11 protein-coding genes are annotated in these 13025 nt (G+C 66.7%); 3 read left to right on the forward strand and 8 right to left on the reverse strand.

Annotation, left to right across the window (positions count from 1 at the left end):
* Positions 1 to 15: 15 nt before the first annotated feature.
* The 7 genes from CG471_RS09125 to CG471_RS09150 are packed head-to-tail and all read right to left on the reverse strand — an operon-like array spanning position 16 to position 8917.
* Positions 16 to 1215 (reverse strand): CaiB/BaiF CoA-transferase family protein, encoded by a 1200-nt coding sequence (locus CG471_RS09125; protein WP_099231648.1) that lies wholly within the window; start codon positions 1213 to 1215, stop codon positions 16 to 18.
* Positions 1212 to 2324 carry a CaiB/BaiF CoA-transferase family protein gene (locus tag CG471_RS09130; RefSeq protein WP_099231649.1) on the reverse strand — a complete coding sequence of 371 codons (1113 nt, stop codon included), beginning with the start codon at positions 2322 to 2324 and terminating at the stop codon, positions 1212 to 1214. Before CG471_RS09130 ends, CG471_RS09125 begins: the two co-directional genes overlap by 4 nt.
* Positions 2321 to 4408, reverse strand: coding sequence for a hydantoinase/oxoprolinase family protein (locus CG471_RS09135; RefSeq protein ID WP_099231650.1), 2088 nt, complete (start codon positions 4406 to 4408; stop codon positions 2321 to 2323). The genes CG471_RS09130 and CG471_RS09135 overlap by 4 nt, the downstream gene beginning before the upstream one ends.
* Complete coding sequence (locus CG471_RS09140) at positions 4405 to 6210, reverse strand: hydantoinase B/oxoprolinase family protein (RefSeq protein ID WP_099231651.1); 1806 nt, start codon at positions 6208 to 6210, stop codon at positions 4405 to 4407. Before CG471_RS09140 ends, CG471_RS09135 begins: the two co-directional genes overlap by 4 nt.
* Positions 6211 to 6219: 9 nt before the next feature.
* A complete protein-coding gene (locus CG471_RS31215) occupies positions 6220 to 6939 on the reverse strand; it encodes an RHO alpha subunit C-terminal catalytic domain-containing protein (protein ID WP_257211485.1) in 720 nt (239 codons plus the stop codon).
* Positions 6921 to 7628, reverse strand: a complete 708-nt coding sequence (locus CG471_RS31220; protein ID WP_257211486.1) for an aromatic ring-hydroxylating dioxygenase subunit alpha — start codon at positions 7626 to 7628, stop codon at positions 6921 to 6923. Before CG471_RS31220 ends, CG471_RS31215 begins: the two co-directional genes overlap by 19 nt.
* Positions 7625 to 8917: an amidohydrolase family protein gene (locus CG471_RS09150; protein WP_099231652.1), complete on the reverse strand. Its 1293-nt coding sequence runs from the start codon at positions 8915 to 8917 to the stop codon at positions 7625 to 7627. Before CG471_RS09150 ends, CG471_RS31220 begins: the two co-directional genes overlap by 4 nt.
* 173 nt (positions 8918 to 9090) lie before the next feature.
* Here CG471_RS09150 and CG471_RS09155 point away from each other — a divergent pair, with 173 nt between their 5' ends.
* Genes CG471_RS09155 through CG471_RS09165 form a run of 3 tightly spaced genes read left to right on the forward strand, consistent with a single transcriptional unit; the run spans position 9091 to position 11536 of the window.
* Positions 9091 to 9414 carry a 2Fe-2S iron-sulfur cluster-binding protein gene (locus tag CG471_RS09155; protein ID WP_373562050.1) on the forward strand — a complete coding sequence of 108 codons (324 nt, stop codon included), beginning with the start codon at positions 9091 to 9093 and terminating at the stop codon, positions 9412 to 9414.
* Positions 9411 to 10691 carry a cytochrome P450 gene (locus CG471_RS09160; protein WP_099231653.1) on the forward strand — a complete coding sequence of 427 codons (1281 nt, stop codon included), beginning with the start codon at positions 9411 to 9413 and terminating at the stop codon, positions 10689 to 10691. The genes CG471_RS09155 and CG471_RS09160 overlap by 4 nt, the downstream gene beginning before the upstream one ends.
* A 5-nt stretch (positions 10692 to 10696) precedes the next feature.
* Entirely contained in the window at positions 10697 to 11536 is an 840-nt protein-coding gene (locus CG471_RS09165; RefSeq protein WP_099231654.1) for an SDR family NAD(P)-dependent oxidoreductase, read from the forward strand.
* A gap of 2 nt (positions 11537 to 11538) precedes the next feature.
* Here the strand turns inward: CG471_RS09165 and CG471_RS09170 are convergent, their stop codons facing one another.
* Positions 11539 to 12774 (reverse strand): TetR/AcrR family transcriptional regulator, encoded by a 1236-nt coding sequence (locus CG471_RS09170; RefSeq protein WP_099231655.1) that lies wholly within the window; start codon positions 12772 to 12774, stop codon positions 11539 to 11541.
* Positions 12775 to 13025: the final 251 nt, after the last annotated feature.

The raw sequence follows: 13025 nt of genomic DNA on the forward strand, positions 1-13025 counted from the left end.
TGCAAGAGCGGCTGATTACCAAATGACGCGACGGGCGATCAGGTCGTCAATTTCGCTGTCACGCAATCCCAATATCTCGCCATAGACCAGATGGTTATGCTCGCCCAGCAACGGCGCGCCGCGGGTGATGCTGGCCTCGTCCGGTGTCATGCGCCAGCCCGGCCCGATGACCGGCCGGGCTTCGCCTTTGGCGTCGCTGACCATGCGATAGGCGCCCAGTGCCCAGAGCGCCTCGCTCCCGATCAGGTCGAGCGAGGACTGGCTGCGAAAGGCCGGCACGCCCGCCAGAAGCAGCGCCTGCGCCATCGCCTCGGCATCCCATTCGGGACTGAGCCCGGCGAGCGCTGCATCAAGCGCGTTCCGGTTGGCGATGCGGGCGGCCGCATCGGCGAAGCGGGGATCGGCGGCCAGCGCCTGCGCATCGATGGTGGCACAGAAGGCCGTCCATTCCCGATCGTCGGCGATGGCGAGACTGATCCATTGCCCGTTAGCGCAAGGATAGCAGCCATGAGGCGCCATGTCGGCATGGGCATTGCCCGTCGCCTGCGGCAGTTCGCCGGTCAGGCCATAGGCGAACAGGCTGTCACCGACCATCATCGACAGCGTCTCGACCGCAGACAGGTCGATAAACTGGCCCTCGCCGCTCGTCTCGCGATGGTGAAGTGCGGCGACAATCGCCAGCGCGGCGGCGGTGCCGACGGTCGAATCGCCATAGCGGATATTCATCCCCGCCGGTGTCTCGCCCACATGGCCGACGAGTGCATTGAGCCCGCCCAGCGCCGCGAAACAGGGGGCATAGCCGGTCTGGTAGCCGAGCGGCCCGTCACTGCCATACATTTTGATCGACAGCTGGATGATGTCGGGGCGGATCGCGCGGACATCCTCATAGCCCAGGCCCGATCGTTCCATCGCGCCGGGCCGCAGATTGTCGATCAGCACATCGGACGCGGCGATCATCGCGCGCAGATGGGCCATGCCCTCATCCGATTTCATGTCGAGCTGGACGCTCAGCACCTCCTGGTTGATGCTGCGGAAATAGGGGGCGCTGTCGATATCGACCCCGCCATAGGCGCGCATCTCGTCCAGATTGGCGCGGCTTTCGACCTTGATGACCTCCGCGCCGAGGAAGGCGAGCAGCTTGCCGGCATAGGGACCGGCCCAGACCTTGGCGATCTCCAGCACACGGACACCGGCCAGCGGTCCGCCCCGGTTCATGCCAGCATCGCCTGATCGGCGCCCGCCGCGGGGGCCGGACTGTGCAGCTGCACCGGCGAGGCGCTCATGCGATAGGGTACGGTCGGGTGCAGCGCACCGCCCAGCGACTGGAAGAAGCCGCGATGCCGATATTGGACATGGTCGATCAGGTCGGCGGCGCTGTTGACCTGCACCAGCGGCACGCCCGCCTGCTGTGCCGCCTGCGCCACGACATCCTTGGCTTGGGTCGCGATCCAGACGCGGAAATGACGGCGAAAATCGGCGACCCGATCGGGCGTGCAATGATATTCCAGCCAGTCCTCCGGGAAGGCCGCGGCCCATTCGGGATCGCCCATCAGCGCACACAGCCCGCGCCAGTGCGCGCGCGTCGTCATCAGCAGATAGACATGGCCATCGGCGCAGGCGAAGGCGGCGCCCGGCCCGCCCATGTCATAGCGGGTGCGCTCCGGCCCCGGCTCCGCATCCCCCGCCAGCATCCGGCCGAGCACGCAGTCAGCCCGCGACAGCTGGACCGCGACTTCGCTGATGTCGATCGCCTGTCCGCTACCGGTGCGCCGCTTGCGCAGCAGCGACGCGGCGGTGCAGAGCGCGGCCTCCAGCCCCGCCTCATAATCGCTCATGAACCGGCCCGCGCCCATCAGCGGCGGCCGGTCGGGCGCGCTCTCGCTGGGCGTGTGCCAGGCCCAGCCGCCGGCATTCATGACGTTGATCGGGCGCGCGACCTGCCAATGGGGCGGGGCGTTCTGGCCAAAGGGGGTGATGACGCAATGGACGATATCGGGCTGGCTCCCCAGCGCCAGTCCGTGTTGCGTCGCCCAGTCCGGCCCATGATCGTCGATCAGCGCATCGGCGCGCGCCAGCAGCCGGTCGATCAGCGCGCGGTCCTGCGGCGCATCCAGATCGAGCAGCACCGATTTCTTGTTGCTGTTGAGATAGCGGAACAGCGTGCTCCGTCCGTCATGAAATGGCCCCATGGCGCGGGTCGGGGCACCGCCGGGCGCCTCGACCTTGATCACTTCCGCGCCGAAATCGGCGAGCAGCCGGCCGGCAAATTCGCCCGCCACCCGCTCCGCCGTCTCCACGATCATCAGCCCGGCCAGCGCCGTCACGACTGGCGCACCAGCAGATAATCGCCGACATCATCGACCCGGGCCTGCCAGCCGGGATAGACGGCGATGGTGGTGAACAGCTCCTCGATGATCGCCGGGCCGGTGACACGGGCGCCGGGGATCAGGTCCGGCCCCTTGTGGATCGCGACATCGGCAAAGCCATCGCCCAGATTGGCGCGGCGATGGCCATGGGGCGCCGGCTCCACCACCGGCGCGGTGAAGCCGCCGCCAGCGGGCGGCATCGGCGTTTCGACCTGGGCGGTCAGGCGCACGCCGGTGATTTCCGGCACCTCGCCCTCGCGGACATGGCCATATTCGGCCAGGTGGCGCGCGTTGAAGGCGGTGATGGCGCGGGCCGACAGGGTGTCGTCGACGAAGCCCAGATCATCCAGCCCCCGGCCTTCATGCAGGTCGAAGGTCAGTGCCCAATTCTGCCCGGCATAGCGCATCGCCACCCGCCAGCGCGCCTGCACTGTATCGGCGGCAAAGCCCGCCTCGCCGAAATGCGCGGCGGCATCGGCGGCAAGATCGGCCCACAGGCCGCGCAGCCGGTCGAGATCCAGCGCATCGGCGCGCGCGCTGCACGATCGTTCCTCGTCGATCGCGGGATGGGCGACCAGCGTGCCGAGCGCCGAGAAAGTGGGGGAGGCGCGGGGCACCAGCACCTGGCCGATCCCCAGATCCTGCGCCTGGATCGCGGCGAAGGCCGGGCCGTTGCCGCCATAGGCCAGCATCACCATGTCGGCCGGGTCCATGCCCTTGGCCGCCGTCGTGCGCCGCACCGCCTGGGTCATATTGGCGTTGACCAGCCGCCAGCAATCGAACGCCGCCTGCTGCGCATCATAGCCCAGCTCCGCGCCCAATGCCGCGAAGGCCTCCGCCACGCCCTCGTCGCGCAGGCGGAAGCTGCCGCCGGCAAAGCCCTCGCCGGTGGAGAGGATGCCCAGCATCAGCAGCGCGTCGGTCACGGTCGGCCGCAGCCCGCCCCGGCCATAGCAGATCGGACCCGGCGCCGCGCCGGCGGAGGCAGGGCCGACCTTCAGTTCCCCCTTGTCGACATGGCAGATTGATCCGCCGCCCGCGCCCAGCGTTTCCACCTGCACCATCGGCACGCCGACCAGATAGCGGTGATGCATGTTCCATCCCGCCTCGGCCGGGGCGGCGCCATCCCGCACCACCGACATGTCGTAACTGGTGCCGCCCATGTCGACGCACAGCAGGTTGCGATACCCCTTGGCGCCGCCGGCGCGCGCCGACGCGATGACGCCGCCGGCGGGACCGGAAGCGAGCAGGCGGATCGGCGCGGCTGCGATATAGGCGCGGGTCATAACCCCGCCGGACGCCTGCATCACCATCAATTGCTTTGCATAGCCGGCGTCGGCGAGCCGACTGACCAGCCGTTCGAGATAGGCATTCACGCGCGGCGCGACATAGGCGTTCACCACGGTCGTGCTGATCCGGTCATATTCCGGCGCGCGCGACAGGAGGCGGTGGCCGAGCGAGACGGGGATGCCGGGCATTTCCTCCGCCACGATCTGCGCCACCCGATCCTCATGATCGCCATTCACATGGGCGAAGATCAGGCCGATCGCGACGGATTCGACCCCCTGCTTGCGCAGCCTGGTGCAGGCTTCACGCACCGCCGCCTCGTCCAGTTCTTCATGCACGTTGCCATCGGCCAGCACCCGTTCGGGCACGGTCAGTCGGCGGCGGCGCGGCACGATCGGGATCGGCGGCTCCAGCCGCACGTCCCAGATGCTTTCCTTGTAGCCGCGCCGATATTCCATCTCGTCGCGAAAGCCCTGGGTGGTGATGAGGCCGGTGACAGCACCGTCCATCTCGATCAATATATTGTCGGCAACCGTGGTGCCGTGGACGATCGCCTCGCAGCGGGCAAGGAAGTCGCCCAGCGACAGCCCCTCCTTGCCGGCCAGCGTCTCCAGCCCCTCCAGCACGCCGATCGAGCGATCCTGTGGGGTGCTCAGATTCTTGTGCAGGATGACCTGCCGGTTCTCTGGCCCATCCTTCAGCAGGGCGAAGTCGGTGAAGGTGCCGCCAATGTCGATGCCGACGCGATAGCTCATGCCGCGATCCGCTCCCCGCGCAATGCTGCCGTGGCGGCATGGTCCACCGCCAGGCTGTAATCCTCCAGGCTGCCGGTCAGCACCACGCCATACAGGTCGCGGGCGGCGGCGATGCTCACCAGTTCGTCCAGCACATCCTCGCACACTGCCTGCGGGTCGCGGCGCAGCGCCGGGCCGAAACCCGCGCCGCCGCCATGCTGATAGGCAATGACGGCCCCCGCCGGCAGCTGCGCCCGTGCCGTCAGCTCGACCCGATATTCATCGGGCGTCCCGACCTGAAAATGGTTGAGATAGGGGGTGCCGTCGGCGCCACCGGCGAGGCCGCTGATCGGATGATCATGGCTGACCATCCAGGCCATCGCCATTGCCGGTTCCAATATCCGTTTCACGTTGCGGCTACCCGGCATACCACGCCACTGGCCCGCGCCGCCGCTGTCGGTGACCAGTTCGCGGCTGATGTTGATGACCGGGAAGCGTGCCTCGCCATCCTCCGCCTGCGACAGCAGCAGATTGCCGAGCGAGACCGGGCAACTGCCCCAGCCGTCGATGCCCTGCACCGCCGACACGTCCATCGACCGGCAATCGACGCCCTGGTCCATCCACATCTGGCCGCCCGCGTCGAAGCCGATTACCGCATTGGGCATGCCGATCTTGTATACCTGGGGCGCGGACCGGTCCGGCGCGACCTGCGACAGGGCGACGCACACTGCCTCGGTAATCTCGCAGGCCGGGTGGAAGGAGCCGAGCGCCGCCGGGCGGTTGGGCGCGGGGTGGGCGATGCAGCCTTCGGGCAGGATGATCTCGACCGCGTTGAACAGCCCTTCATTCTTGACGATGTCGGGATCGATGCTGGCGGCGATCTGGGTCATGATATAGCCGCGCGAATTGGCAAAGGTGTTCCACACGCCGACCAGATCCTGCCGATCGTCGGTGCCTGTGAGGTCGATGGTCAACTGGTCGCCGGCGACGGTGCAGCCGACCTGGACGCGGATATCCCTGGTCCCCATCGTGTCATGATCGATATGGACGGTCGCGTCATAGCGGCCGTCGCGCCAGCCGGAGACGGTGGCGCGCATCTGCCGTTCCGACTGGTCGATCGCATGATTGACCGCCGCCCGCACCATGTCGGCGCCCCATTTGTCGAGGATCGCGCGGATCGAGACGGTTGCCTTCTCGACCGCGCCGATCATGGCGGCGAGATCGCCGGCGAAGCTGGGGAAGCGGTTATTGCGTTCGAGCAGGTGGATGGCGTCGCGCCGCTTCTCGCCGCGATGGACCAGCTTCAGGCAGGGGATGGCCAGGCCTTCGGTGAAGATGTCGGTGGCGTCGAGGGTGAAGCCGCCCGGATCCTTGCCGCCGGTATCGCCCTGATGCGCCTGCAGCGCCTGGACCAGCACCAGTTCGCCGGCCGCATCATAGACCGGCGCATAGACATTATAGTCGGGCAGATGGCCGCCGCCATAATCGGGATCGTTGCCGACGAAGACGTCGCCAGGCCCCCAGTCATAGGCGTGCTGCTGCATCAGCCCATAGCGGACCGTGAGTTGCGACACGAAGGTCAGGTGCGGCGTGCCGATCGACCCCATGGCCAGCCGGCCATGGGCATCGACGATGGCCGCGTTGCGCTCGTTCGACTGGTTGATGATCGGCGAGGAGGCGGCGCGGCCGAGATGGGTCGTCGCCTCATAGCAGACGGTTTCCAGCGCGCCGCGAATGATGCTGGCGGTGACCGGATCGATCGCCGTTGCGGTCGGCAGGGGCGGGCGCTTGGCGGCCAGTTGCGCGTTGAGGGGAAAGGACATGGGCCTGCCTCAGCGTCCGGGCCGCAGCGGCGGCATGGCGACATAGCGGTCGACCGCCTGCTCGAAATGGCGGATGCGGATTTCCTGATAATTGCCCAGCGTCAGGCCGCGCTTGGCGCTCGCCTCTATCCCCTCCTGTTGCAGGAACAGATTATCGGTATCCTGATCGAGAATTTTGCCGAAGCGGGCATCCATGCCCGGCGCCTCGCAGAAGCTTTGTTCGTCCGTCAGCAGGATCGGCTCGGCGGGTTCCGGGCGCGGGCCATCGCTGGGCACCGGGCGCAGGAAGAACACCTCATAGATGCAGCGGCGATGATCCTTCGGGTCCGGGCGGAAGCGATAGACCATCGGCAGTGACACGCCGGGGAAGAGATAGGTGTTGGGGAAGAGGGTGTAGGAGAAACAGTCGAGCATCTCGCTGTCGGATGTGGCGCTCAGGTCGCTGCCGGTGGCCGCGCCGAACATGGTGCGGAACAGGTCGGCCATCGCCTGGCGCGCAGTGCCATCGCCCACTTGCGGCCGATCTTCGCTCAGCACCGATGCGTCGCCGACCGTGAACTGGTCGAGAATATCCTGCTCGGAAAAGCGCCCCTCCAGATGCGGCGAGGCGACGCCGAGGCACGAGATGAAGCGGTTCACATGATCGCCATAGACATCATATTGGCTGTTCGCGTCGGCGTTGGACGGGGCGACCTGCGGATGGGTCTCGATCACATGATAGGCCTCCATGAAGCCTCGATCGTCAGCTTCCAGTTGGCCGGAAAGCTCTTCTGGACATGGAGGTGGATATAGCGATCCTCCAGCTTCCAAGCCTGGATATGGGCCAGCGCCTCGGCACCCAGATACGCCTCCAGGCTGGGCGCGTCGGGGTCCATGTTGATCCACACGAACCCGCCCAGCGTCTGCACGCGGACCTGCGGCAAGCTGTTGTTGGCCGGGTCGACATGGGGGAAGTCCCAGGGGCAGGTGATGCTCTTGCTGGAACCGTCGACGTTCCCGCTCCAGCCATGGAAGCTGCATTTGAACTCGCTGGCACAGCCGGCCGATCCCGACGCGCGCAGCTTGGTGCCGCGATGCAGGCAGGCATTGTAATAGGCGCGGATCTCGTCCGTCGCGACGCGGGTGATGATGAAGCTGTGGCGGCCGATGTCATAGACCTGATAGTCGCCGATTTCTGGTATATGCTCCTCGCGGCAGGCGAATTGCCAGCTGCGCGTCCACAGGCTTTCCATCTCGCGCCGGGCAAAATCGGGGTCGATATAACGATCGGTGGAAATGTCTTCGCTGCCCAGAAACGCATAGGATTCGCTGCGCACCCAGCCGGGTGCGGCGACCTTGTCGCGGGCGATGATGTCCTGCGTGCTGATCGCCGGGCAGCGGGCATCGCCCGCCGCCATCGGGCCGCTTTCCATGTTCATGCAACTCTCCGTTGGGCGGGCGTGGCACAGTCGATCAGGCCGGGCGCGATGCTGTGGATCGCGCCGTCCTTCATCACCATGGCCAGCCGGTTCTTGTCTTCGAGGATGGTGACGTCGGCCAGCGGATCGCCATCCACCAGCAGCATGTCAGCCAGCGCGCCGGGGACCAGCGTGCCCAGATCGCCCTGGTCGCGCATCGCCTGCCCGCCGTTTCGCGTGGCGCAGATCAGCGCGCCGGCGGCGTCATAGTCATAATAGTCGATCATCAGCCGGATATCGCGGGCATTGGTACCCTGCGGATTCCAGGCCAGGCCATAATCGCCGCCGATCAGATGGCGGATGCCGCGCTTGCGCAATGCGCTGTGGGTCTCGACCGATGCCTCGATCAGCGCGGCTATGCCCATCGCGTCGCAGGCGGCCCGGCTGATCCAGGGTTCGCCATGATGGATCATCGCGTGGAACAGCCCGATCGAGGGCGCGATGACGATCCGGTCCTTCGCTTCCTCCAGCATGTCGAGCAGTTCGCTGTCGGCATATTCGACATGGAACAGGCCATCGACCCCGGCGCGGACGCAATATTTGCTGCCTTCTATCGACCGGCTATGCGCATTGACCTTGCGACCGAAGGCATGGGCGGTGTCGACCGCCATCTGCACTTCCGCGAAGCTCATCGGCGTCACATGGGACGGGCTGCCGGGATAGAAGGGGTCGCCCGACACATCGAGCTTGATATTGTCGCAGCCCTCGCGGATCGCCAGGCGCACCGCGCGGCGCATCTCCTCCGGCCCATCGACGACACAGGAAATGCCGATGCGCGGATTGTGCAGCTTGCTCTCGTCGCCCATGCCGCCGGTGACCGTGATCTCGGTCGATCCGGCGCGGATGCGCGGGCCGGGGATATGGCCGGCATCGACGGCATCGCGCACCGCCACGTCCAGCTTCAGCTTGGCGGCCGACGCGCCATAGCAGCTGGTGAAGCCCTGATCGATCAGGCGCCCGGCCATGCGCGCGGTGATGAGCGTGTGCGCTTCGGGCGAAGGCGCGATCAGATCCTCGGTCGAGGCGGCGTCGCCGAAGGAGATATGGGCATGGCCTTCGGTGAGGCCCGGCATCAGCGTCTTGCCGCTGCCGTCGATGACCTGATCGGCCGGCGCGCGGCCGGCACTGGCATCCGGCCCGACCGCAAGGATGCGGTTGCCTTCAATCAGCAGGTCGCCGGCAAAGGCAGGCGCGCCGGTGGCGTCCCAGATGGTGGCGTTGGCGATGAGCGTCGTCGGCACGAATGGCATCCTCTTCTGCTGTGAAGACTAGGCCGCGCCCTTTCCTGACCCAATGACTGCACGCGCACTTGGCATGTCCTCTCGCCGCCGCCCGGCCTGCCGCGCCAGTCAAGCGGCTGCGCGGCGCCATGCCTTTCCGCCCCGGCCCGCGTCCGCCATCCTGCCCCTTCATGAGGAGAAGGATGTCGATGGTGCGGGTCACCTTTGTGGATGTGCATGGCGTGGAGCAGGCGGTCGCCGGGGAGGGGGACCTGTCGCTGATGGAACTGGCCAAGGCGAACGGGATCGACGGCATCGCGGCCGATTGCGGCGGCGCCTGTTCCTGCGCGACATGCTTGGTCCATGTCGACCCGGCCTGGGTCGATCGCACCGGCGCACCCGACGATGTCGAATATGCGATGCTCGACATGGTGTCCGACGTTGCCGGCGACACCAGCCGCCTCGCCTGTCAGATCCGCCTGAGCCAGGCGCTCGACGGCCTGCGCGTCGTGGTGGCGCAGCAATGACGCAAGACACCCTGGCGCCCGAAGCGCGCAGCCTCCTCGACACGGCGTCGATGACCGATCCGATCATCTCGGCCCGGCCGCGCGCTTATTATGCGGCGATGCGGTCGCTCGACCCGGTCCATTGGGACGAGAAGCTCGGCATGTATCTGGTGTCTCGCTACGAGGATATCGCCACGATCCAGCAGGATCCGATCACCTATTCGGTGAACAAGGGCTATCACACGCAGCAGGCCAAGGGCTTCCAGCAGGAGTTCCAGCAGATATTGGAGCGCGAGGGCGGCGGCTATTTCCCCGACGCGATCATGTCCGATCCGCCATACCACACCCGCATCCGCAAGCTGATGGAAAAGGCGTTCAGCGCCCATCGCGTCAAGGAACTGGAACCGCGGATCACCAGGGTCGTGACCGACCTGATCGACAGCGTCGCCGACCGGGGCGAGGCGGACGCGGTGCAGGATTTCGCGGTGCCGCTGACGGTGCGGATCATCTGCGAGCAACTGGGGCTCGACTGGGCCATGAAGGACCGCATCGCGCGCTGGTCGATCGCGGTGACGGCCCAGATCGGCCGGATGCAGGATCGGGAACAGATGCTGGGCCATGCGCGCGAGATTTGCGACCTGCAACATTATCTGATCGCCAAGATGCGCGAGCGCGAGGCCGACCCGCGCGAGGACATGATTTCCGATCTGGTCCATGCCCGTGATGCCGAGGGCCAAGCGCTGACCTTTGCCGAGGCGGTGTCGCTGATCCGGGCGCTGCTGATCGCCGGCAATGAGACGACAGCGACGGCGCTCGGCAATCTCTTCTACATCCTTGCGACCCGGCCGGAGATTGCGACCTTGCTGCAGGCGTCGGTGGATGACGATCGGCTGATGAACCGTTTCGTCGAGGAATTGCTGCGGATCGAGCCGCCGGTGCGCGGCCTGTCGCGCATGACCACGCGCGAGGTGGAACTGGGCGGCAAGACGCTGCCGGCGGGCGCGCATCTGCTGCTCATGTATGCCTCGGCCAATGATCAGGAGGATGTGTTCCCCGATCCGCGCCGCTTCGACCTCGACCGGCCCAATATCGGCCGGCACCTGTCCTTTGGCGGCGGGGTGCATCGCTGCATCGGCCTCGCGCTCGCGCGGATGGAGATCAAGGTCGCCGCGCGCGAGATCGTCCGCCGCATCGGCGATATCCAGCTCGCGATTTCGCCAGAGGAGATACGCTATCTGCCCACGGTCGCGACCCAGTCGATCGAGCGGCTGCCGATCCGCTTCACCCGGCGGGGCTGAGCGGCATGGCAGGGGAACTGGCGGGTAAGGTCGCCATCGTCACCGGCGGCGCAGGCGGCATCGGCCGGGCCACGGTGGAGCTGTTCGTGGCGGAAGGTGCCAAAGTGCTGATCGCCGACCGCGATGGGACGGCCGGCACCGCGCTGGCCGCCGCGCTCGGGCCATCGGCGCTGTTCATGGCGGTCGATGTCGCCGACCGGGCGCAGGTGCAGGCGATGGTCGCGCGCGCGGTCGATGCCTTTGGCGGGCTGCACATATTGTTCAACAATGCCGGGATCAGCTGCGCGCCCTTCCCGCATTTCCTGGATGACAGCCTGGCCGATTTCGACCGGGTGATGGCGGTCAACCTGCTCGGCCCGATGCTGGGGACGCAGGCGGCGGCCCGGCACATGAAGGATCATGGCGGCGGCGTCATCCTCAACAATGCCTCGATCGCCGGCCTGCTCGCGGGACAGGCGATGATGAGCTATCGCGCGTCCAAGGCGGGGCTGATCCAATTCTCCAAGTCGGTGGCGATTGACCTCGCGCAGCATGGCATCCGCGTGAACTGCCTGGTCCCCGGCCATATCCGCACCAGCCTGTCCTCCTTCAGCGCGCAGGGGGCAGAGGCGGACCGGGCGGCGCGGGTCGATGCCGCGATCGACGCGGTCTATCTCTCCAACCAGCCCTTGAAGCGGCGCGGGGTGCCGGATGACGTGGCGCAGGCGGCGCTGTTCCTGGCCAGCGACCGCGCGCGCCAGATCACCGGCATCGCCATGCCGGTCGAGGGCGGGGTGGTGGCCGGTGATCCGGTCAACCATCTGGAAGATATATTGGCGGCGCGCGCCGGTGCCCTGTCCGGTTGAACTCATCCAGCGGCAGAAGGGGGGCGCAACATTTCCCGCAATTGGGTGATGAGGATGCCGCTCCGGTCGGCTGCTTCGTCGGCGGAAAAGCCGAAGCAGGCCTTGCGATGACCTGAAGCGAAGCCGGAAAAGAGCGCGGCCTCCAGACCCGAAATCTCGCGTCCCAGCAGGGCCTGCAACATCCCGCCGCTGGTGCGACCGCGCCGATAGCGCAGTTGCGGCGCAAAGCTGGCAAGCGCGCTATCGCGTGCAGCAGCGAGCATCAGTTCGTCCAGGGCCGACAATGTCCGGTCATTGGCCGGGAAGGGCCTGCGATAGCGGGCCATCACCTCTTCCTCCGACAGGGCGACCGGATCGGCAGGGGCGATGCCCCGGCTGCCCACCACCCGGCGATAGATCATCTCGAACGCGGCGCGGACCAGTTCGGCGCTCGACCGGAAATTATAGGAGACGACGCCCAGGGTCAGGCCGGCCTGCGCGGCGACGGCGCGATGCGTGAGGGCGCCCATGCCGTCCCGTGCCAGCACGTCGGCGGCCGCTTCGGCAACCTGTTCCATCGTTCCGCCGGTAATGATCTGTTCGGGCAGCGCCAGATCGGCCTGCGCCCGCGCATAGAGGCGCCAGTCGCCATCGCGCGCCGGCCGACCGCACAGCCAGTCGTTCCAGCCGGCACACAACTCTTCCAGTCCCGCGCGGTCGACCGGCCGGCGCCAGCGCATCAGATGCAGCGTGGCCTCACCGTCGAACAGATAGGCGGTGAAGGCGCCTCGGCCCGGATGGCCACAGCGAGTGCAGACCTCTTCCCAGAAATTGCGCCACATGGTCGTCCAGCGTTGGGCGATCGCGCCATAGCGATCGTCACGCGCGGCGATCAGCTGGCATTCGCGCCAGGCGAAGGCCAGGCGGCGTTCCTCCTCGCACCATTGGTCGATCAGGGCTGCGAGCAAGGGCGCGAAGGCGTCACGCGGCAGGGGCGCGACCCCCTCCAGTTCCGCCAGCCGCGCCGCGCACCAGCGTTCCGACTCGCGCTGGGCCTGCTCGTGGCTGGATAGAAACAACTGTTCCAGTGATCCGAAGTGATGGTAGATTCCGGACACCGGGGTTTGGGCCAGGCGACTGATCGCACGGGCCGATGTGTCGCTCGCGCCATCACGTTCCCATAGGTCGAGAACTGCCTCGATAAGCCGCTCCATTGCGCCGATTTCCGAGGTTTTTTCCGAATTTGCAGCCGTCGCCATAGCGTCCTTTATGCCATATCCCGCCGAACTGGCAAAGGCTGCGTCGGGGCGATATCCGTGTCTCACCGCTGTCATATTGCCGCTGATCCTGTCATCGAACTGAGATACATATGTAACTGCGACTGCATGCAGACGTTCTAACTGCCCCTCCGAATTCAACATCATTCGGGGGATACGCATCATGAACTATTCGTCTGTCCTGCGCCGTCGCGCACTCATTCTGGCCGGCACCATGCTGATGGGGGCGGGGC

Source organism: Sphingobium sp. IP1 (genome assembly GCF_002708645.1).
In the GTDB taxonomy this organism is placed as follows: Bacteria; Pseudomonadota; Alphaproteobacteria; order Sphingomonadales; family Sphingomonadaceae; genus Sphingobium; species Sphingobium yanoikuyae.